This is a genomic window from Streptomyces sp. MJM8645, from assembly GCF_001625365.1.
In the GTDB taxonomy this organism is placed as follows: domain Bacteria; phylum Actinomycetota; class Actinomycetes; order Streptomycetales; family Streptomycetaceae; genus Kitasatospora.
In genome coordinates this window covers 643,939-666,382 of sequence record NZ_LJJF01000002.1, presented here as the reverse complement: position 1 = coordinate 666,382, position 22,444 = coordinate 643,939, and the positions used below count along the sequence as shown (strand labels likewise).

The following is a 22,444-nucleotide window of genomic DNA, read 5'->3' as shown; positions in this document are numbered from 1 at the left end:
CACCCGGTCGCTCGCGTCCGGCGGATTGCCGCTCGCCGGCGTCCGCTGGTACCCGAGGGCCCGGGGCGCGCCTCGGCCTCACCGCAAGGCGCGGAAGAACGTCCTGATGTCGCCGGTCAGGGCGGCGGGTTCCTCCATGGCGGCGAAATGGCCGCCGCGTTCGAACTCGGTCCATTGCGTGATGGTGGCCGTGGGTTCGGCTTTGGACTTGCAGGCTGCTTCCGTGACGATCGTGGAGCGCTTGGTGCCGGACGAGTTGTGGGAGCTGTTCCAGTTGGTGGTGCCGGCGGCGCCGAACCGCCCACAGGGCGATGGCCGGGCGCCGCTACGGCGACCGGGAGGTGCTGGTGGCGATCGTGTTCGTCGCGACGTCCGGGTGCACCTGGGCCCAGCTTCCGCCCTGCTTCGGCCCGTCCGGGCAGACCGCCCGCCGGCGATTCACCGAATGGAGCAGGGCCCGGGTGTGGGCCAAGCTCCACCGGGTCGTCCTGGACGAGCTAGGGGCTCTCTTTCGGATCACGCCGGGCGCGCGACGCCGGAGCACGTACCTCGCCGCGTTGTCGTCGGTCGCCGATACTCCGCATGGACTCCCTCCTCCGCCTTGCGATGCACGCACTCCGACGCCGCGCGCTGATCCGACGTGATCCGAAAGAGAGCCCCTAGGCGCGCGGCAAGCTGGACTGGTCGAGGTGCGCGGTCGACTCGGTGAACGGGACGGTCACCCGGGTCGAGCGGCTCACCGAACTGCCTGAGCACCCCTGATCCGGCGTGCGGCGGCTGGTGCGCGCCGCCTTGAGCTGCGGGTCGCACCGGTTGTCGCGAAGTCTTGACACTGCGTCACAGGCCGCTAACCCTGGTGCTGTATTCCAGGGACGTGAGGGACACGGCATGCCATGGGTTGACGAGAGCGGGCGCCACCAGGGTTTCCTGGTGGCGGTGTTGGCGGACGGCAGCGAGCCGGCGCCGTTGCCGGATGGGCGCACCACCTGGTGGCTCTACAACGGAGCGGATGGTCCTCGGGCCGTTGCGGTGCGCGGTGGTTGCAGCTGCGGCTGGCGGGGTGAGCGGGTGCATCTGTTGGACTTCGGCGACGACCAGGCGACCGAGGCGGTGGGCGAGGCCACCGGGCCGTTCGCGGACTGGGAGTGGCACGTCGACCTGGCCGAGGGTGTGGTGCCACGAGAGGTCGAGGAGCTGGTCGCGGCGCTGGTGGACCGGATCTGCGATCTGACGGAGAGCAGGCCGTACGCCGCTGCCCGTGCGGCCGCCCGGTTCGAGCGCGCCGCCGGGTCGACCGCCCTGCTGGCCGGCCGCAAGGCCCGCAGCAATCTGATGACCTGGGAGTACATCGGCCGCGCCTTCGGTTGCGGGCCGGAGGAGGCGCTGGAGCGGTTCGGTGAGACGCTGCACGACGTCGACCAGGGTGATGAGGGCGAGCTCTGAGGTTGTCAGTGCCCCTGGTGGGGTTGGGCCCGCGGGTAACTCGTCGGTGCGGCCGGCGGGTGGCAGGGTGGATCAGGCGCGAACCCTCAGGGTTTCCGCGAGGACGGCGAACGGCCTGGGGCGGCGGGCCGGTAGGTCCCTTGAGGCGGTCCGAGTGGTCCGTACGGTCGGCGCTTCGGGTCAGGCTGGCCGAGATCGGCTTTCTGGGTGAGAAGGTGGTGAACTCGGCCATATCGGTGGCCGGATATCGCTTTAAGGAGCGACTTGATCACGGGGCGTGACAAGATCGTGCCCCTGTCAGGTGGGCAGGTGTATGACGATGGTCGATGTCTGCTGCTCGTTGCCTGGCGTGGTGAGTCCTGGCCTGTTCCGTCGAGGGTCGGGTGCTTCGAAGTGGCGTCACTCGTGTCGGGACGAGGGGATTTCTCATGTCGATGTTCGTTGCGGATCTCTCACCGGCTTCCGGCATCGGGGGAGGACCTTGTTCCGCGCCTGCATCCGATCGAACTCCCTGAGCTGTATGAGCTGTTGAGGCCCTGCGCGGGGCCGGTGTACGGCGAGCCGTCTCTTCGGCTCGGCTGACCACGGCCGTCGGAGGCCGTCGGAGGCCGACGTCGGCTGCCGGATCGCCGGGCTGGCGACAGCGCGTCGCTGGACCCGCGAGGAGGCCGGTGAGCCGATCCTTCCCAGGTCACACAAGACCGGAGTAGCCGCACAAGCCGAGGAGGCTGGACAGTGGCCGAGCGTATGAAGCTGTTACTCAAAGGACGCGGTGGCTATCCCTTCGCGGATGAGCTGGTCAACCGCAAACCGGGCGACCTCGACCAGGTGCAGCCGGTCGGGGGGATCAAGCTGGCACGCCATCACGTGATCCCTTTCGAAACGCTCATCAAATCATGGAACGCGGCCATCGAAAACGCGTACAACGTCAAGGGGTCCAGTCTCAGGGCGGGGCTGGAGGAGTTCGCCGACACGGTGGTCCGGAAATTTGAGACCCTGGACTATACGGACCAGGAGAAGCTCAATTTCCCTCGCATAAAGGAGTTCGTGGAGACGTTCAAAGACCCCGACTCCAGCTATGACCCTGACGGCATCACCCTGGATGGTCTGGATGACATCCACAACATCCTCACCTGGCTTCCGGGAAACCTGTTCGTCGGTCCGGACAATCAGAACCGAACCGACGATCCGGGCCCGAAAGTCGAAAGCGGCAGCGCACGGATCATCGGCCAGGAGGCGCTCACCAAGCGGACTGCGGCCTTCGCCAGCCTGGACCGGTTCAGCAAGAAGCCAAAGGGCGGGGGGATGGAAAAAGATGGCGTGCAGGGTTTCAAGGGCCTCATCGAGGCATTCACCCCGAACCGGGTATGGCCGCTGAAAGGCGCCGACTGGGAGCCGGACGGCGCCAAGTACCGTATCCGGCCCGTCGGATCCCTGTCCGGCACGGCGGCGGAGCCGCTGACCTGCGCACCGGCACTGGGCATGCCACAGGGGGTTGATTTCGTCATCATCGGCGGCACCCGGCTGGATCTGGACACCTGGTCCGATGAGAGCGGCTACCTGTTTCGCGGGGCGACTGCGGAAAACGTTCGGATGGCCGACCTCTTCGATTGGCTCGGTGAGAACTGGGGAGTGGCCGGTGAAATCCCGGAGGGCCTGCGGAGTTTCGACCTGCAGTACCTGACGATCGAGGTGCTGACGAGCCCTGGAGGCCCGGAGGAATGGGAGTTCACCGCAGCCACCGAGGCCCGCCTCGGTGACACGGTGATGGACCTGCTCGTCTGCTTCCGGCATTCGACCCCGGCCGCCGGCGGGGCCTCGACGTTCTCGCTGTCCGCGGACGCAGGCTTCACTGCCGCCGTCGAAGGCGCGGAGACCCGGCTGTGGTTCAGCGGCGCAATCGCCAAGACGGGTTCAGGGGCCTGGGAACTGAGCGCCTCCCTGGAGAGCGACGGCCAAGCGCTGACGCTGGCTCACCTGGCCGCGGCCGTCGGAATCGATGTCCCGGCGGACCTGGATCCTTTCGTTCCATCGCTCGGCTCGGCGTCGTTCGCCTACCGTCTTCCCGTGGGGACCGCCGCGGCGGGGTCGCTGGTGGTGTCGGCGGTCGTCGGCCGGGTGGGGGTGGTGGTGGCGTCGGTGCCCGAGGGCACCGGGCCGGCGGTCGCTCGGCTGGTGGCGGTCCGAGGGGTGGTGGGGGCCCGGGCATCCGATCTGCCGCTGGTGGGGGAGAGCATCCCGGCGGATCGCGATGTGGTCGTGACAGGAGTGCAGTTCTGCTACGCGGATCGCGCCTGGCCCCTCGCCCAGGTCCGGGCGCTGAACGCCGCGGTCGCGGGCCTGCCCGGGGCCGCACAGGGGCTGCTGCCCGTGCTGTTGGACGAAGCGCTGCAACGCGGCCTGCTCATCTGGGGGCTGCTGACGATGGGTGGCCGGGCGCTGGCGCCACTGGTCTGGCGGCCGAACAGCACTGGCGCCGCTGCCCTGTCGCAGGGTGGGAGCGGTGACTTGGTGCCGCTGGACACGTCCGAGGGCGCGGTCGTGCTGGGGCGTGAACGTGCCGCCGTTGCGGGGCAGCAGCGCAGCGATTCAGCCCAGGAGCTGGATCAGGTCTTCGGGCCGGTGCGGATCCGCCGGGTGAGCCTGGGCTACGCGAAGGGCCGGCTGTTCGTCGCCTTCGACGCCACCCTGACGCTCGGGCCGGTGGCGCTGGACATGATCGGCCTGGGCCTGGCGGTCGACCAGGACTTCACCGTCACTCCGGTGCTGGCCGGGTCGGGGGTGCGGATCGCAATTCCGCCGTTGAAGGTCACCGGCGTGCTGGAGGTGCGCCAGGATCCGGCGTACGAGGTGTACATCGCGGGCCTGGTGGCGGTGGAGGCCGGGTTCTTCGCGATGCAGGCGGCCGGCAGCTACGCCCGCAGCAGGGGCGGTTGGGCGTCGGTGTTCCTGTTCGGCGAGGTGGCGGCGAAGGGCGGGGTGGCGTTGTTCGGGCCACCGGCCTTCACCGTGACCGGGCTGTCGGGTGGCTTCGGCGTCAACAGCTCGGTGCGGGTGCCGAGGATCGAGGAACTGCCGGAGTTCCCGCTGATCGCCCGTCTCGACGGGCGCCCGGAGGCTACCCCGCAGGAGATCCTCAACGCGCTGACGGACTGGGTGCGTCCGGCGGACGGCCAGTACTGGGGTGCGATCGGCGTCCAGTTCACCACGTTCAAGTTCATCGACACCAAGGCGCTGGCCCTGGTGGAGTTCGGCCGCGAGCTGAACGTCATGCTGCTGGGCCGTACCTCCATCACCTTCCCGCGCAACGCGGCCCCGGGCAAGAAGGTCCACGCCCGCCTGGATCTGGACCTCAAGCTCGCCTACCAGCAGTCCCAGGGGCTGCTGTCGCTGGACGTGGCGGTCGGCGCGGGCTCGTTCATCTTCGACCCGGCCTGTCGGCTGACCGGCGGGATCGCGGTGTACGTGTGGACCGCCGGGTCCAGGGCCGGGGACTTCGTGCTCAGCGTGGGCGGCTACCACCCGCGGTTCAAGGTGCCCGCGCACTACCCCAGGCCCGCCCGGCTGGGCTTCACCTGGTCGCCGGACAGCAAGATCATGGTCAAGGCGGAGGGCTACACCGCGCTCACCCCCGGCGCGTTCATGATCGGCGGCCGGCTCGCCGCGACCTACACCTCCGGTCTGCTGTCCGCGTGGTTCACCGCGTACCTGGACGTGCTGATCCAGTGGAAGCCGTTCTACCTGGACATGGCGCTGGGGATCAGCATCGGCGTCGCGTTCACCATCAAGGTGTGGTTCGTCAAGGTCCGGGTCTCGATCTCGGTCGGCATCAACCTGGCGCTGTGGACGCCTCCGTTCGGCGGCCGGGTCACCGTCAAGGTCTGGTTCATCTCCTTCAGCTTCGACATCGGCTCCAAGCGCGAGCCGCTGCCCGCCGCCGAATGGTCCGAAGTGCGCGCGCAGTTGCCCGCGCCGCTGGCCATCACACCGGAGAAGGGCCTGCTGGCGGACGTGGACGCGGGCGAACTCGCCGCCCGCCGCGCCGTCGAGGCACCCCTGCTGGTCTCCCGCGACGGGTTCGTCTTCACCACCGAGTCCGCCCTGCCGGCCACCCACGTCTACCTCAACGACGATCTCGTGGGATCGGCGGACCCAGCCATCGCGATCCGGCCGATGCGCAAGACCGCGGTGACCTCCGAACACCGCGTCACCCTCTGGCGCAACAACGGGGACAAGCCGTTCGACCCGGTGAACTGGACCATCACCGTGCTGCGCAAGGACGCCGCCCGCGCCCTGTGGGGCGCGCCGCTGAACAAGCCCGGCGACGCGCTGGACGAGGACACGCTGCTGCCCAGGCGGCTCAGCGGGCTGCGCTTCGAGATCCCGGGCCCGAAGCTCGACCCCAAGGCCGCGACCGGTCCGATCACCTCCCGGGCCCTGGGCACCGAGAAGGTCAACCCGGACAGCAAGCTGACCGGCCGGCCCGGCCAGAGCGCCGGACCCGCGCCGGTCTCCGGGTCCGGCAGCATCGACACCATCGCCCGCACGATCGCCGGCAAGCAGCCCAGGCGCGACGCCGCCTACGCCGCGATGGCCCGACTGGGCGTGGCGCCCGGCGCCAACGGCCCCCGTGCGAAGTACGCCGCGATCGCCGCCGACACCCTGGTCTCGTCGCCACTGCTCACCGCGGCCAACTGACCACCCATCACCGTTGGCCACCGTCTGAGGGGACCCTCGTGCCGACCCTGCCCGAGCTGGACATCACCTTCTACGACCACCTGCTGCTCGCCATCACCGCCGGCACCTACCGCGCGGATGTCCGCCACGTCCTCAAGGACGCCCACGGCGACATCGACGCGCCCGACAAACTCCCGGCCACCAGTGAGGAGTTCGAGGTCCGGGCGGTCCAGTTCGTGCTGGACCCCTCCTCCGTGCACGCCGTCTTCCCCGCCCCCGGCGCCTCCGGTGACTACGCCCTGGTGCTGCCGCACATCACCCTCAACCGCTCGATCCTGCCGTGGGAGCGCGAACCGAAGTGGTCCCGGGTGGAGGCCCGGGCGCCGTGGCTGGCCCTGATGGTCTTCCGGGAGGGCGAACTGCCCGAGGACCCCGACGCCATGGGGCTCGCTGCCTCGCGCACGGTCGCCCAGCTCTGCCGCCCGGCCGAATCCGGCGTCTTGGGACCGGCGATCAGCGGCCTGCCCGCGGAAACGGAGGCGAGCACCTGCCGCACCATCGACGTGCCCGTCCCCCTGTTCCGACGGCTGATCCCCACCGAGGGCGAGCTGTCCTACCTCGCGCACGTCCGCCGGGTCGAACAGGCCAAGCGCCGCTTCGAGGGCGAAGTCCTCACCGAGGGTGACTACGCGGTGCTGACCGCCAACCGCTTCCCGCGCACCGGCGGCGCCTACACCGTCCACCTGGTTTCGCTGGAGGGCCACGACAAGCCGCTGGCCGGCACCATCCCCGGCGACAAGACCCACCTGCGCCTGTGCACCCTGTGGACCTGGTCGTTCACCAGCGACGAGAACGCGCGCTTCGACGCCGTCGGCCTGCTCAGGAACCTGGTCGCCCCCGGCAACAGCACCGACCCCGAGCGACTCACCCTGCGCCTGGAACCCCAGACCGCCGCCGGCTCCGACCCCGAAGACACTTACGTCACCGAGCGGTTGAAGCTCGGCTACGCGCCCGTCCCGCACCGCGTCCTGTCCGGCGAACTCGGCTACGCCTGGTACCGCGGCCCCTGCACCCCCGTCACGGCCCGGGAACTGCCGCCCACCCCCGGCGACCACACCACCGCCGACCACCTGCTCATCTACGAGGAAGAACACGGCCTCTTCGACGTCAGCTACGCCTCCGCGTGGACCCTGGGCCGCGCGATCGGCCTGGCCGACCCCGACTACGCCGCCGACGTCACCCGCGCCCGGCGCGAACTCGCCAACCAGGCCGCCGCCATGATGAAGCTGGCCGCCGACCCGGCCCGCTCCGCCCGCGCCGCCCAGGCCGGCGACCCGGTGCCGCAGCGCGGTCTGGACTGGCTGCGCACCCTCGCCGAAACCCCGCTCGCCGAGGCACTCGCCGCGCCCAACGTCGACCCACTCGACGTCCCGCGCCGCGCACCACGCATCGCACTCACCCGCGCCGAAGCCCGCGCCGCCCTGTCCACCACAGCCGTCCAGAGCGCGCTGCGCGCCACCGCCGACGCACGCACCGCCTCCATGCCCAGCTGGCTGGACCGCCTGAGGCTGCTGCGCGGCGTGCCCTTCCACTACCTCGTCCCGCACCCCGACATGCTCCCCGACGAGTCCCTGCGCGTCTTCGCCATCGACCAGCAGTGGATCGACGCGCTCATCGACGGCGCCGCCGGCGTCGGCATCCACACCTCCATGGACCAGCGCCTCGACGACACCCTGCGCGCGGCCACCACCGCCCAGAGCCTCGGCGCCAGGCCCAAGGCCGGACTCCTGCTGCGCTCCCAACTCGTCCCCGCCTGGCCCGACATCATCCTCATCGCCCGCCGCGCCGGGGCCGAGCTGGCCGAACTGCGCCGCGCCCACCTCGCCCCCGACACCCTGCTCGTCCTCTTCGACGACATCCCGGACGCCCTGACGATCCGCGAACCCGGCCAGGGCATCCACTTCGGCATCGACGACGGCGGCCTGCTCGGCCTGCGCCAGCTCACCCCGAACACCACCCCGCCGCTCGGCGCCTCGCTGGGCCGCGACTTCCCCAGCGAGGGGACGGTCTTCGGCCGCTTCCTGCGCCCGGGGAGCGAGGACGTGCTGAACCTGCTCGGCAGCGGAGCCCTGGTGCCCGAGCTCGCCCGGGCCCTGGGCAAGCAGACGCTGCGCCCGAGCGAGTTCGCGGTCCAACTGGTCAACGCCCCGCTCGAACAACTGCTGCTGCCCCGGCCGTAAGGAGCCCCAGATGAGTGACCTGATCGTGCCGGTACGCGTGCGGACCCTCCAAGTCAACGACAAGGTCAGGGCCGGCGACCTGTTCACCCGCTGGTACCCGAACCTCGGCGGGATGGTCGAGGACAACGCCCCGGCCGAACCCGGCCCCGGGCAGAGCGACCAGGGGATCAGCGAAGGCGACGACGGACTGCACGTCCAGTGGGAACTGCCCGAGGCGCTCACCCGCGGCCACTACGACCCCGCCACCGGTGAGACCACCTTCCCGCTGGTGCCCAACCGCTGGCTCGTCGTGCGCTACCACCGCTCCCCGCTCGGCGTGCGCAAGGCCACCGGCTGGGTCGTGCACTCCGACTACCTGGAGGACAGCGACTACCAGGCCAGGCTCGGCTACGGCACCAGCCGCTTCGCCACCACCCGCAGCCCCGGTGGGGGCGAGAGCGACCCGCACACCGACTGGATCGGCCGCCACCACAAGCTCGCCGACGGGCCGTGGACCGAACCCGAGGACGCACCCCGCGAGCTGTTCCTGACCGCGGTCGGCCCCGGCCTTCCGGCCTTCGCCGCCTTCGCGATCTACCACAAGGACGTCTTCCTCCTCCACGACACCCTCCAGGACATCAAGCACGAGGACGACCCCGACGAGGTCAACCTCTACCCGCCGGACACCGAACTCAGCTACCAGGTGATCGGCTGGTACTCCGACCCCGCCTCGGACATCCTCACCAAGGCCGCCGAGATCCCCGGACTGCTACCCGAGGGCGTCAGCGGCGTGCGCGAGATCCTCGCCGCCCTGGGCTGGTCCGCCCCCGCCGACGCGCCCGACCCGCAGCGCACCCTGTACGCCGGGCACAGCCTCGGCATCCCCTGGCGGCAGCTCAACTTCTACCCCCAGCCGGACGCCCGCCCGCGGCCCCTGCACCAGACCGTCGCCATCGGCCACAGCACCGCCGACGCCGCAGCCGCGCTCGTGACCCGGCAGACCCGCTCGCCGCGCACCGGCGACCTCGTACGTGCACTGTTCGAGGGCACCATCGACACCTACGGCACCGTCGAGGGCGAAACCGACCTGGACGAGGCCACCCGCCGCGCCTGGTACTCCGGCAGCGACGGCGGCAACGCCTGGCAGATCGTCCCCCGCCCCAGCGACGAACCCGTCGACCTGCCGCCGGTGCCCGCCTGGCTGGACGAACTCAACGAAGCCCAGGCCCGGTACGACGCCCTCGCGCCCCTGCTGCGCGACGCCCGGCAACGCCTGTGGACGCTGTGGTGGCTGCGCAACCAGCCCGGCGAGCACCCGGACGGTTTCGATGCCGCTGCGGACACCCAGCTCAGCCCCGCCGTCGGCGGCAGTCTCGCCACGCAGGCCCAGACCCTCCTCACACAGACCGCCACTCTGCTGGCCGCCCTGCCGCACGGCCTCACCCCCGAGGCGCAGCAGGCCGCCATCGACGCCGAGGCCCACCGACGAGGCCTCCCCGAGACGCTGGAACTCAAGCGCATCGCCCGCGAGCCGTTCTACCGCCCCGCCGACCCCGTCGTCGTCATCGAAGGCACCGGCGCCGGCGAACCGCTCAGCCGCGACGAGGACGACCCGCTGCCCTGCCGCATCCCCAGCGGACTGCTGAGCTCGATCGTCATCAACGACGCCACCGTCCCCGTGCCCACCACCCCGCTGGTGCCCGACCTGACGAACCTGCCGACCGCCTGCCGTGCGCTGCTCGCCGAATGCGACCTCCTCGACCAGGCCTACCGCACGACCTCGGGCACCAGCAACGCCCTGGAGGTCGCCCTCAAGGACCCCGCGGGCAAGCTGCGCGGCACCCTCGCCGAGTACACCGCGCTCTGGCAGCAGCCCTGGGCCCCGATGTACCTCCAGTGGGAACTGCACTACTGCCCCATCCCGTACCACAGCGACAACCGCGACAACTGGACCTTCAAGACCACCGGCAAAGGCACCGACTACCACTGGGACGGCACCGGCGCCCAGCGCAGCGGCGAGGACTCCACCGGCGACGACCAGATGCGCTGGCTGACCTTCGCCGACCGTTGCTACCTCGCCCCCACCGTCTCCTACGTGCTGCGCCGCCAGATCGAGCGCTACCTCGACAGCTACCCCGCGTCGGAGACCGTCGGCCTGCGGGCCCTGCGCGAGGACTACGAGCAGCTCGACCTGCTCTCCCAGACCCTGGACGGCTTCAACGACTGGCTGCTGCAACAGGACGGCGCCGCGCGGATGTTGCCGTCGCCGGAGAACGGGTGGCGGTTCGGCGACCCGCAGTCCGTCCCCGCCGCAGGCGCCTTCGGCACGACCCCACCGGACCGCTTCCAGCCCGTGCGCGCCGGCCAGTTCTACTTCCGCGACCTGCGGATCATCGACCGCTTCGGCCGCTCCTGCGACGCCACCAACCTCCAGCAGCAGAACTACCTGAAGCTCCCCACCGCCCACGCCGACAGCGTGAAACCCGACAAGCCGCTCTTCGAGGGCGTCGCCGCACCCGACCGGTTCTTCCAACTGCCTCCCCGTCTGCTCCAGGACACCCGGATGCGCTTCGACGCACTCCGCTCGCGTGACAACGCCCGCTACACCGCTCTTTCCCCTGACCCGGCCGCCGTCGGCGAGACCCCGGTGGCGGGCTGGCTGCTCCTCAACTACCTCGACGAGACCTTGCTGGTCTACGCACCCGACGGCGCACCGCTGGGCGAGCTGCGCGTGGTCGGCGACGACACCCGCACCGCCTTCAACCCGCTGCCGCACGCTCCCTACGCCGGGCCGGCCGACTTCGCCGACGTCTTCCCGGATCTGGCCGGCCTGATCCTCGAACTGACCGATCGCCGGCCACCCGCCGCCTTCCGGCACCTGATGGCCACCATCGACGCCACCCTGGACACCATCACCGACCCCAGCGCCCAGGAGGACCGCACCCCGGCCCGCCTCGCCGGACGTCCCGTCGCCCTCATCCGGGCCGCACTCGGCATCGAACTCCAGGGCCCGCCGCTGACCAGCTCCGGCTGGGACGCCCTCCAACCGCCGCCCGAGGACTACTACCCCAGCTACCAGTGGCCGATCAAGCTCGGCGACCCCGAGCGCCTCACCGACGGCCTGATCGGCTACTACGCCAGCACCACCGGCCCCGGCGGTGCCACCGACTACACCCGGCTCAACGCGGTCGCCCCCGCGCCCGGCAACAGCGATTACGTCCAGCCCATCGGGCACGGCCACGACCTCGCGCTGCCCGCCCGCCCCGGCAGTGAACTGATCACCCATCGCCTCACGCTGCTCGCCGACCCGCACACGCCGGTGCACGCCACCACCGGCATCCTGCCCGTCGCCGCCCTCGGCCTGGACGCCGACCTCGTCCACCAGGCGCTCGCCCGCATCCGCGCCTCCTTCCGCCTCGACCCGCTGCTCGCCCCCACCCGGCTTGGTGAGCAGGAGGCCGGCTCCCCGCTCGGCGCCGCCGACGGCTTCCCACTGGCCAACCTGCTGGACGGCGACCTCAGCACGTACTGGCTCAGCACCGAGCAGGCCGGCTCGGGTAGTTGGGTTCTTGTGGACCTCGGCGAACAGCGCAACGTCGACCGCGTCGACCTCTATCCGGGCGACCTCACCGGCGGGCACACCACGCCGGCCGGCGTCCTGGAACACTCCGCCGACGCCGAAGCCTGGACCGTGCTTGCCGACTGCCCCGCCGCTGCCGAGATCCACCTCGACACCGCGCTCTCCACCCGCTACCTGCGGCTGCGGTTCACCGGCGCCCTGGCCGCCCCGGTGGCAGTCCGCTCCTTCGTGGTCAGCACCGATGCGCCCGGCAGCGGCCTGCTCATGCCCCGTCCCGCCGCCTGGCACGGCGACTGGACCTGGGCCGAGCCCTACGCGACCGCAGGCCCGGTACCCGAGTGGGGTGAGCTGCCGATCCTCCAGGCTGACAGCGCCGCTCACCCCGACGACCCGATCCCCACCGCGCGGGCCGGCTACCTCCAGCTCCGTCCCGCCCCAGGTGCCTGACCCCCGGACAGATGAGGACCGCGTGACCATCTACACCAGCTCCACCGACGGACTGCTCAGCTACGCCCTCGCGACAAGTCCGACGGATCCGCTGAACGCGAGTACCGACAAGGACCCCGTCATCGGGCGGCTGAACATCACGGTCGGCCGGGACATGACGACGGCCGCGTACTGCCGGAAGATCGTTGTGAAGATCCCGGTCGGCGCGGGCGCCGCGGAGTTGACTGCCGTCAATACCGACGACATCAAGCAGTCGGTCACCGGAGGCACCACGCCGGAGCAGGGCGGCGGCTGGACCGCGACCGCCGTCGCCGAGGGCAACCACCGGGTCTTCACCTTCACCCCGGGCCGGCCGCCGCAGTTCACCGGGCAGTGGGCGGTCACCCTGGTCATCTCGCAGATCCCGATCAACAAGGTGGTCGGCAAGCCGGTCATCGAAGTCATCGAGGAAAGCTCGCCCACCAACGGTGACTTCACTCAGAAGACCACCACAATCATTGTGGACAAGGCCCCGCCCGGCTTCCTGTTCCGCAACCTGCGCCCGAGCAAGATCATGGTGGACAACGGTTGCCCCGTCACCCTCACCTGGGAAGTCCAGAACGCCCGCTGCACCATGTACTGGGACGACCAGCCCGGCGCGGACGTCAGCAAGGAACCCAAGTGGACCTCGCCCGCGCTGCACAACACCACCGCCTTCATGCTGCAGGCCGTCTCGGCCGAAGACGCCAGCTTCATCCACACCCTCACCACGGCCGTCACTGTGGACAAGCCGGATATCGAAATCGGAGACCTCACCGTCTACGGGAAGGCCAGGATCCTGCGTCGCCACCCTCCGGTCGCGATGGAGGACAGCAGTGACTGGCGGGCGACCACCGACGGCATCGTGACCGTGACCTTCAAGCGAACCGGCTCCAGCGCCAGGAACATTGAGCTATGGATCCGAGCAGACGGCAGCGACTATCACGACCGGATCGCCACGTTCAGCGCAGATGTCGGCGCCGGGGATGAGGAGAAGACCCTCTCCGTGCCTTTGCACCAAGGAGAGTGCATGTACACCCGCCACTATTGGCGTGATATCGAGGCCACTCTGCACTGGTGCTCCTTCGGCGACGGTGAGCTGGAGTTCCTGGGAACCATCCCGCACTGAGTCCTGCGGGCGATTCCGCCGCCCCACCGCGCCAACTCCCTCCGCCGTAGGCGCCCGACTCCAGGACAAGGACGACAGCATGGCCATTCACGCCACCTCCGCCGACGCGCTGCTCAGCTACTCCCTCGCCACGAGTCCGACGGATCCGTTGAACGCGAGCACCGACAAGGACCCCGTCATCGGCCGGCTCGACATCACGGTCGGCCGGAACATGACGACGGCCGCGTACTGCCGGAAGATCATCGTCAAGATCCCGATCGGCGCGGGCGCTGCGCATCTGACCACGGTGAACACCAACGACATCAAGCAGTCGGTCACCGGTGGCTCCGATCCGGGGCACGGCAACGGCTGGACTGCCACGGCCGCCGCGGAAGGGGACAAGCGGGTGTTCACCTTCACCCCGGGCCGGGCGCCGGAGTTCACCGGGCAGTGGGCGGTCACCCTGGTCATCTCGCAGATCCCGATCAACAAGGTGGTCGGCAAGCCCGTGATCGAGGTCATCGAGGAGACGTCGCCGACCAACGGCAACTTCACCCCGAAGGAGCCGGTCCGGATCACGGTGGACAAGGCCCCGCCCGGCTTCCTGTTCCGCAACCTGCGTCCCAGCAAGATCATGGTCGAGAACGGCGAGAAGGTCACCCTCACCTGGGAGATCCAGAACGGCACCTGCGTCATGTACTGGGACGACAAGTCCGACCCGAACGTCAACTCCGAACCCAAGTGGACCTCGCCCGCGCTGCACAACACCACCGGCTTCATGCTCCAAGCCACCTCGGCCGAGGACGCCAGCTTCGTCCACACCCTCACCACCGCCGTCACCGTCGCCAAACCCGACCTCGACACCGGCCACCTCAACGTCTACGGCAATGCCACCGCCCATAACGGCCTGGTCGTACGCGGAGACCTAGTCGCCCGCGACATCCTCGTGGTCGAGGGGAAGACCTACACTCTCGACGAGCTGCAGGCGAAAGGGATCACTATTGGCACCGACCTAGGCAAGGGCCACCTCGACATCCACGGGAACACCACCGCCCACGACGGACTCAGCATCAAGGGTGCCGCAAATATCATGGACGGAGACCTGATCCATCGACTCACTGTCACGATGAAAGAGGCGAAGACCTTCAGGTTCAGTACGGATGGAATGATCTTCGGGAACGCCGATGGAGGCCACGCGCTGGAGTTCACTATTCAGCGTTCAAGTGGGAGCTGCACGCTGAATATCGCAAGGAGCAGCAATTTCTGCTTTCCGGCCCCTCGGGATGCTGCCGTCGTTGCGAAAACCGTACCTATGGGTGGAAGTGGGCCCTACCCCAGCACCACGTTCTTCTTCGTCCCCTTCGGATCCGGTGGCCCGATCTAGTCGGAGTGGACGGAGAAGGGAAGGCTTCTGGCGCGTTCTGTCGCCGCCCATAATGCCTGGGTGCTGGGAGCTGCTGCCTGTCGCTACCTCGGCTCGGAACTCGCCTCGTATCCTGACGCCGGATTATGATCGGCCATCGATTCACCACTCCAGCGGACGCGGCTGAGTGCCGACTGGGAATTGCTGTCGGCTCCACACCTGGCCAGTCCTGGTGGATCTCGGAAGCACTGAGTTCACGCGTTCTTCGGCTGTCGAACTCGGGGAAGCCAGCCGACTCTGCGAATGGTGTGACTGATTTCCGGAAAGCCTCACTTGGCCCAGCCTCGCTGGGTAATCTGAGGGTGGTTCGGGCCGATCCCGGAGTACCGTGTTCGAAGGGTCGAAAGGGAGATCATGGCATCACTTGCAGCAGTTTCCGAGATGGTGGTCATCAAAACCGACGGGACTCAGACCACCCCCATGCGCCAGCCGCAAGCCGAGTCCTACCTGGTGAACGTCCTCAATGAAGCAGGAATGGGCAACAGGTTGGCGAACCTGAAGCAGTCCCTCAATCAGGCGTTCAACGGGCAGGGAAAGCCCACGGGGTCCTACCAGTTCCGCGGGAAGCCGGTTCTGCACGCGAGCTCGGGCAACGGGCAGCAGAGTGTCACCCTCTTCTTCTATGCGGACGGCAGCAAGCTGATGCTGTTCGCTATGGGGGAGCACGTGTCGAGCACGCAGTACAGGATCAGCATCTACGGGCAGCAAGGCGATCCTAATTTCGCGAAGGGCAGGGTCATCTCCATCTGATTCCGTGACCTGCGGCCGCGGTGGATCGAGGCGGCGGGCAGCTACCAAGAGTGACTGAAGGGCAGCGGCCTCCGGCCTTGCCAGGGTGGGCTGCTGGCTGCGGAAGCTCGAATGCTGGGGTGGCTGCACGAGCCTTGCTCGGCGCTTCAGTTCGCTGGGGGCTGGGCGACGATGCATGCTTCGTCGCCCAGCCCCCGGGCTTGCGAAGCCCCCTCGGGGCACGGATTCAGCACGCATGAGGACGGGAAACGACCGCTGGCGACACGAGGCACCGAGAGTGACCTTCGCAGGTCAGGCGGCATGTCGGCTGCGTTCCTGCGGGTCGGAGGCTTGCCCGGGGAAAGCCTAAAAAGCAGTGATCGATGCGATACTGGCCGCATGACCGCTACGACGACCCCTCCGTCCGGCAACGGCAACGGCAGCCGGCCCGGTGGCCGCTCCGCGAAGGTCCGAGCGGCTGTCCACCGGGCCGTCCAGGAAGTGGTGGCCGAAGGCTCCCCCGACGTGCTGACGATCCCGGTGGTGGCCGCCCGCGCGGGCGTGCACGCCACCACCGTCTACCGCCGGTGGCGATCCGTCGGCGAACTGCTCGCCGACGTCGCGACCAGCCGCTTCACCGGGGACATCGTCGTGCCGGACACCGGGAGCCTGCGCGGGGACCTGGAGCGCTACGCGTTCGACCTCGCCAAGGACCTCGGCGACCCGGACACCCTCGCCCTGGTGCGCGCCACCATCGGCACGGGCGGAGAACAGGGTGCCGCGGCGTGCCGCGGAGAGCGCGCGCAAGGGCTCGAAGCCATCCTCGGGCGGGAACGGGCCCGGGGCGAACAGCCCCCGACCCTCGAACACACCGCGGACGCCGTACTCGCGCCCCTCTACTACCGTGCCGTCTTCACCGACCTGCCGCTGACCGCCGAATGGACCCGCACCCTCGTGTCGCGCCTGCTGTCGCCCGGTCCGGTCCAGCAGCAGGCCTCCTGAGGTTCGCAGGAGGCCCGAAGAACCTGTTCGGTCGGTGGATGCGAGTTGCGGTACTTCCGTGGTCGGGGAGTCGGCCGGGACGCGTCGGCGGGCACCGGTGCCGCTCGGCCGTGGGGCCAGGGCCTTAGGGCTCTCGCTCGGCATCACCGGATCGGCGGATGCTTGAACCACCGGAGCTCCCCGCCGAGAACAGGGAGTGATCAACCATGACCACCGAAACCGCCCTCACCACTGCGGATCTGCACCTGTTGGCCGAAGCCGGAGGCCTGGCGCCCTCGCTGCACAACAGCCAGCCCTGGCGCTTCCGTCCCACGCCCGACCTGCTCGGCCTGGAGGTCCGCGCCGAGCTGAGCCGGGCCGTTCCGGCCGCCGACCCGGCCGGCAGGGCGCTGCACATCTCGATCGGCGCCGCCCTGTTCAACCTGCGTGTGGCCGCCGCCCACCTCGGCCGCGAGGCCGCCGTCCGGCTGCTGCCGGCCGGCGAAGGCGCGCAGCCGTGTGCCGTGCTCGACCTGTCCGCGCAGGCCCGCACACCGCTGCCCTTCGGTGCCGACCTCTACCCGGCCATTGCCGGGCGTCACTCCAGCCGGCAGCCGTTCACCAACCGGGACGTCCCCGAGGCACTGGTCGCCGAGCTCATCTCGGCGGGCCGGGACGAAGGCGTCACGCTCACCGTGCTGGAGGAGGACGGGGTGTGCCGCGTGCTCGCCCTCACCTCCGAGGCCGAGGCCCGGATCGCCGCCGACGTCACCCGCGAGGCCGAGACCCGCCGCTGGCTACGGCTGGAGCCCTCCTACGACGGCATCCCGCTCGCCGCCCTCGGCTCGCACGACCGCGACGCCCGCGTCCCGATGCGAGGCTTCGCCGGACACCCGCCGCACCACAGCACCCCGGCCGAACGCTTCGAGGCGCTGCCGCAACTGGCCACCCTCACCACCCACCTCGACAGCCGGGCAGAATGGCTGCGCACCGGACAGGCCATGGAACGGGTCTGGCTGCTCGCCACCGACCACGGCCTGCGTGCCTCCGTCCTGCACCAGGCCGTCGAGATCCCCGACACCCGCTGGCGCCTGCGCGACCCGCACGAGGGACCCGGGCACGTCCAGCTCGTGCTGCGCCTCGGCTACGGTCCGTCCGGTGCGGCCAGCCCGCGTCGCCGGGTCGAGGACGTCCTCGACCCGGCGACGTCGGCGTCGTAGAGCAAGCCGGTGGGGCCCTGGGCCGCGGCTTTCTGCGGGATCGCGATCTGGCGCTCTTCTCCGGCGGCCAGGGCCGGGAGGGTGCACGGGACCTCCTCGGGCACGGCGGAAATGCGAGCCTTCCCTGGCTTACGTCAAGCATGTTGACCTACGCTGCCGGTATGAGCGAACGGGTAGTCCCCGAGCCCCGGCGGCAGCGTCGGCGGCCCACCAAGCAAGGCGTCATCCTGTCCAGGGAACTGATCGTTGATACCGCGTTGCGGCTCATCGAGCAGCACGGCGCGGACGCGCTCACCGTACGGCGGCTCGGTACCGCGCTCGGCGCCGATCCCAGCGCCGTCTACCGCTACTTCCGCAGCACCGACGACCTGCTGCTCGCCGTCGCCGACGAGCTCATCGGCCGCGCCCAGTACGGTTGGCAGGCCACTGGTGACTGGCGCGCCGACCTGCGCGCCATCGGCCTGCGAATCCACGCCGCCTACCAGGCCCACCCCCAGGCCGCGCTGCTCGCCGCCCACCGCACCACCGGCCGAACCTACGAGATCGCCGCCGTCGAGGCCATCCTCGGCGTCCTGCGCGGGGCGGGCTTCCCCGACCGCGAGGCCGTCCGGATCTACCACGCCTTCGTCGACCAGAGCCTCGGCTTCGCCGCGCTCGACGCCGCCGCCCTCGCCCTGCCCGCCGCGGCCCAGGCCGCCGACCTGGAGGTCTGGCAGGCCTCCTACGCCCGGCTCGACGCCACCACGCACCCGCACATCGCCGCCACCGCCCGCCTCCTCACCAGTGACATGCGCCGCAGCGGTTATCCCTACGCCCTCGACCTCCTCCTCGATGCCGCCGAGGCCCGTCTCCCGGCGACGGGCTGAGCGCGGGCGACGGGCCGAGCGCTGCCGGATCCGAATCGGCCCTCGGAACCGGGCCGATCGCTCCCGGCTGCGTCGGCGACCGTCACGGTGCCGACGCAGCCCTGGCGCCTACGCGTTCCTGGGTACGTTTCATCACTTCGTGCGGGGGATGCCGGTAGTGCCCTGAGACGCCGGGGCGCCGACTCACCCCCGGGTGGGTCAGTCCGCCGCGTGGACGAGCCGGCCGCCGACGTAGGTGCGCAGGACGCGGGCGTCGGCGATCTCCTCGGCGGGGGCGGTGAAGAGGTCGCGGTCCAGGACGACGAGGTCGGCGAGGTGGCCCGCCGTGAGGGTGCCGGCGTCGTCATGGCCGTTGACGTGCGCGGTTCCGGCCGTGTACGCCGCGAGGGCGGAGGCCAGGTCGAGGCGCTGCTCGGGGAGGAAGACCCGGCCGTCGGCGGCCCCCGGCTCCCTCCGGTTGACGGCCACGTGAACGCCGGCGAGCGGGTCCGGGCTGCTCACCGGCCAGTCGCTGCCCGCCGCCAGGGTGGCGCCCGCGCGCTGGAGGGCGCCGAAGGGGTACTGCCAGGCGGCGCGCTCCGGGCCGAGGAACGGGATCGTCAACTCGTCCATCTGAGGCTCGTGCGCGGCCCAGAGCGGCTGGATGTTGGCGATCGCGCCGAGCCGGGCGAAACGGTCGAGGTCATCCGGGTGAACCACCTGGAGGTGGGCGAGGTGATGGCGGGTGCCGCGTCGCCCGTTGGCGGCGAGGGCGGCCTCGACCGCGTCCAGCGCCTCGCGGACGGCCCGGTCGCCGAGGGCGTGGAAGTGCACCTGGAAGCCGAGCGCATCCAGCTCGGTGACGTACCCGCGCAGGGCGGCCGGGTCGACGAAGCTGAGGCCGGAGTTGGCGGTGGCGCAGCCGCAGCCGTCCAGGTAGGGGCTGGTCATAGCAGCGGTGAAGTTCTCGGCGATGCCGTCCTGCATGATCTTCACCGAGCCGGCCCGGAACCGCCCCTGGCTCAACCCTGCACGCCGCTCGACCAGTTCGGGGATCTGCTCGGCCCCTCGGTCGCGGTCCCACCAGAGCGCGCCGGTCACCCGGGCGGTCAGCGCGCCGGAGCGCGCGGCGGCCAGGTAGGCGTCGGACGGATCCGGCTGGCCGTTGAACTCGCCGAGCAGCGCGTCCTGCCAGCCGGTGATGCCGAGCGAGTGCAGCAGCCGTTGGGCGCGCAGCAGCCCGTCCAGCCGGTCGGCGGCGGTGGAGGGCGGGATCAGCCGGGCGACCAGGCCGGTGGCGCCCTCCTGGAGCGTGCCGCCCGGAGTGCCGTCCGGCTCGCGCTCGATCCGGCCGTCCGCCGGATCGGGGGTGTCCCGGGTGAGGCCGGCGAGCTCCAGCGCCCGGGTGTTGGCCCAGGCGCCGTGGTGGTCGCGGTTGGTCAGGTACACCGGGCGGTCCGGGACGACGGAGTCCAGCAGTTGCCGGGTCGGCAGCCCGCCCTCGAAGCTCTCCATCGACCAGCCGCTGCCGGTGATCCACGCCTGGCCGGGATTGGCGTCGGCGTACGCGCGGATCCGCTCCAGGTAGTCGGCGACGCCGACCGTGCCGGTGAGGTCGCAGACCGCCAACTCGGTGCCGCCGAAGACCGCGTGGATGTGCGCGTCCTGGAATCCGGGCAGCAGCAGCTTGCCGGTGAGGTCCACGACCTCCGTCCCGGGCCCGATCAGCTCCCGGACCTCGTCGTGGCCGACGGCGGTGATCCGCTCGCCGGTCACGGCCAGGCTGGTCGCCCGGGTGCGGGCTGCGTCACCGGTGTGGACCGGGCCGCGGGTGAAGACCAGATCGGCCTCGGGCATGGGGGGTGCTCCGTTCTCTCGTGGCTTCCGTGGATCGTCAGTCGGTGTCGGGCAGGAAGTAGGGCGAGCGCCGCCGCCAGCGGGCCCAGGCGGCCGCCGGTAGTCCGGTGACGATCATCATCACCGTCACGGTCAGCTCGAACCACCCGTTGTCGGCGGCTAGTTCGAAGTGGTCGGCGGAGTCGTAGAACGACCAGGCGAGATAGCCGCCGACGGCGAGCAGGGTCGCCGCGCCCAGCAGCGGGCCGACCACCGCGCGCAGCCCCTCCAGTAGGTTGCTGCGCAGCAGGTGCCGGAACCGGACGGCCGCCGCGACGGCCGTCAGCGCGTAGTACAGCGCGACGATGATGCCGATCGCGTTGACGGAGGCGGAGATCAGGTCGTTGACGGTGGGGATGACGATCGAGGCCAGCGCGAGGGCCATCGCGATGCCGGTGATCAGGAGCGTGCCGACGGCGGGCGTCGCGTGCTTCGGGTGCAGCCGGGTCCAGACCGGGCCGAGCACGCCGTCGCGCCCCATCGCGTACATTCCGCGCGCCGTCGGGATCACGGACGATTGCAGGGAGGCCACCGCGGAGAACATGAGCGCGATCAACGGCAGGGCGGCCAACGGCTGGTGGGCGAGCGTCGTGCCGAAGTAGGCGAGCCCGTGTGCGCCGTTGTCGGCCAACTCGTCGAGCGGCAGCACCCGTTGGAAGGCCGTACCGGCGAGCAGGAAGAGCAGCAGCATCACCACCAGGGCGAGCATGCCGCCCCGCGAGGCGTCCCGGGGGCTGCGCACCTCCTCGCCGACGCTGAACACCGACTCGAAGCCCCAGTAGCAGAACACCGCCAGCACCATGCCCTGGGCGAGCGCGTCGAAGGACGGGATGTCGAACGGGTTGAACCACTGCAGTGAGAACGGCTGGTCGCCGGCGAACAGTCCGTACCCGCAGAAGCCGAGCAGCACCGCGTACTCGAACACCAGCAGCGCCTTCTGCAGCCGGGCGGCCAGGTCCAGGCCGCGCACCGCCACCAGCGCCGCGCCGGCCAGGACCACCAGGCCGAGCAGGGTGCACTGGACGGTCGAGTCGGCGTCGAGGCGGAGGCCCGCGACGCTGCGCACGTGGGCCAGGTCGAGGAGCTGGATGATGGAGGACCCGGTGACCGTGGTGGTGTAGGCCATGAAGACCACGGTGCCGACGGTGTTCACCCAGCCGGTGAGGAAGCCCAGCCAGGGGTTGAGTATTCGGCCCACCCAGCGGTAGCTGCTGCCGGCGTCCGGCTCAACGGCGTTCAGTCGCCCGTACCCGCCCGCGATGGCGAGCACGGGCAGGAAGGCCAACAGCATGATCGCGGGCAGGTGCAGGCCGACGACTCCGGCCATCAGGCCCAGGCCGATGCCGATGCTGCTGGTGGCCGCCGTACTGGAGGCGGCGATCGTCGCCCCGTCCAGCAGGCCGATGGACTTGTGCATGGTGACGTGGGGGCTGCTCGTGTCCGGTCTCGGAGCGTCGCCCGTGGCCTTCACCGTCGGTGTCAACGGATCACCGCCTTGCTCGTGTGGGGGAGGGGTGCGAGATATGAAACCGGTGGCGTCCCTACACGTCAATGCTGTTGTCATAAGAGCTGGCGCGCAGGAGAGCGCGCGCAAGGGCTCGAAGCCGTCCTCGGGCGGGAACGGGCCCGGGGCGAACAGCCCCCGACCCTCGAACACACCGCGGACGCCGTACTCGCGCCCCTCTACTACCGTGCCGTCTTCACCGACCTGCCGCTGACCGCCGAATGGACCCGCACCCTCGTGTCGCGGCTGCTGTCGCCCGGTCCGGTCCAGCAGCAGGCCTCCTGAGGTTCGCAGGAGGCCCGAAGAACCTGTTCGGTTTTTTGGGCGAGGACCGGATGGAGCTCGATCATCGCA

Annotated in this window: 13 protein-coding genes and 2 pseudogenes; 12 read left to right on the top strand and 3 right to left on the bottom strand. The window is 70.3% G+C overall.

What is annotated here, in order from left to right:
* Positions 1-78 precede the first annotated feature (78 nt).
* Positions 79-201 (bottom strand): annotated as a pseudogene (locus A6F73_RS43665) (epoxide hydrolase); the annotation flags it as partial.
* Between A6F73_RS43665 and A6F73_RS39930 the strand changes: the two are divergent.
* From A6F73_RS39930 to A6F73_RS33600, 11 genes and pseudogenes are all read left to right on the top strand, one after another.
* Positions 182-506 (top strand): annotated as a pseudogene (locus A6F73_RS39930) (transposase); the annotation flags it as partial. The pseudogenes A6F73_RS43665 and A6F73_RS39930 sit on opposite strands and share 20 nt — an antisense overlap.
* Before the next feature lie 382 nt (positions 507-888).
* Positions 889-1,443, top strand: a complete 555-nt coding sequence (locus A6F73_RS33645) for a hypothetical protein (protein ID WP_159398679.1) — start codon at positions 889-891, stop codon at positions 1,441-1,443.
* Between the two features lie 735 nt (positions 1,444-2,178).
* Positions 2,179-6,141 (top strand): DUF6603 domain-containing protein, encoded by a 3,963-nt coding sequence (locus A6F73_RS41930; RefSeq protein WP_159398678.1) that lies wholly within the window; start codon positions 2,179-2,181, stop codon positions 6,139-6,141.
* A 38-nt stretch (positions 6,142-6,179) separates the two neighbouring features.
* Positions 6,180-8,360, top strand: a complete 2,181-nt coding sequence (locus tag A6F73_RS33635) for a hypothetical protein (protein ID WP_063352147.1) — start codon at positions 6,180-6,182, stop codon at positions 8,358-8,360.
* Between the two features lie 10 nt (positions 8,361-8,370).
* Complete coding sequence (locus tag A6F73_RS33630) at positions 8,371-12,366, top strand: discoidin domain-containing protein (protein ID WP_063352146.1); 3,996 nt, start codon at positions 8,371-8,373, stop codon at positions 12,364-12,366.
* A gap of 22 nt (positions 12,367-12,388) precedes the next feature.
* On the top strand, positions 12,389-13,513 hold the full coding sequence (locus A6F73_RS33625; RefSeq protein ID WP_063352145.1) for a hypothetical protein: 1,125 nt from the start codon (positions 12,389-12,391) through the stop codon (positions 13,511-13,513).
* A gap of 79 nt (positions 13,514-13,592) precedes the next feature.
* Positions 13,593-14,876, top strand: a complete 1,284-nt coding sequence (locus A6F73_RS33620; protein WP_063352144.1) for a hypothetical protein — start codon at positions 13,593-13,595, stop codon at positions 14,874-14,876.
* A 393-nt stretch (positions 14,877-15,269) separates the two neighbouring features.
* On the top strand, positions 15,270-15,665 hold the full coding sequence (locus A6F73_RS33615) for a hypothetical protein (RefSeq protein ID WP_063352143.1): 396 nt from the start codon (positions 15,270-15,272) through the stop codon (positions 15,663-15,665).
* 378 nt (positions 15,666-16,043) lie between these two features.
* Entirely contained in the window at positions 16,044-16,646 is a 603-nt protein-coding gene (locus A6F73_RS33610) for a TetR-like C-terminal domain-containing protein (RefSeq protein WP_063352142.1), read from the top strand.
* A gap of 206 nt (positions 16,647-16,852) precedes the next feature.
* Entirely contained in the window at positions 16,853-17,845 is a 993-nt protein-coding gene (locus A6F73_RS33605; RefSeq protein WP_063352141.1) for a nitroreductase family protein, read from the top strand.
* A 161-nt stretch (positions 17,846-18,006) separates the two neighbouring features.
* Positions 18,007-18,711, top strand: coding sequence for a TetR/AcrR family transcriptional regulator (locus A6F73_RS33600; protein WP_063352140.1), 705 nt, complete (start codon positions 18,007-18,009; stop codon positions 18,709-18,711).
* 198 nt (positions 18,712-18,909) lie between these two features.
* Here A6F73_RS33600 and A6F73_RS33595 read toward each other — a convergent pair whose 3' ends face one another.
* Both A6F73_RS33595 and A6F73_RS33590 read right to left on the bottom strand, forming a co-directional pair.
* Positions 18,910-20,547, bottom strand: a complete 1,638-nt coding sequence (locus tag A6F73_RS33595) for an amidohydrolase (protein ID WP_063352139.1) — start codon at positions 20,545-20,547, stop codon at positions 18,910-18,912.
* Positions 20,548-20,584: 37 nt separating this feature from the next.
* Positions 20,585-22,003, bottom strand: a complete 1,419-nt coding sequence (locus A6F73_RS33590; protein WP_063352138.1) for an APC family permease — start codon at positions 22,001-22,003, stop codon at positions 20,585-20,587.
* Here A6F73_RS33590 and A6F73_RS44460 point away from each other — a divergent pair.
* Entirely contained in the window at positions 21,890-22,375 is a 486-nt protein-coding gene (locus tag A6F73_RS44460) for a TetR-like C-terminal domain-containing protein (protein ID WP_107453179.1), read from the top strand. The genes A6F73_RS33590 and A6F73_RS44460 overlap by 114 nt on opposite strands.
* Positions 22,376-22,444 lie beyond the last annotated feature (69 nt).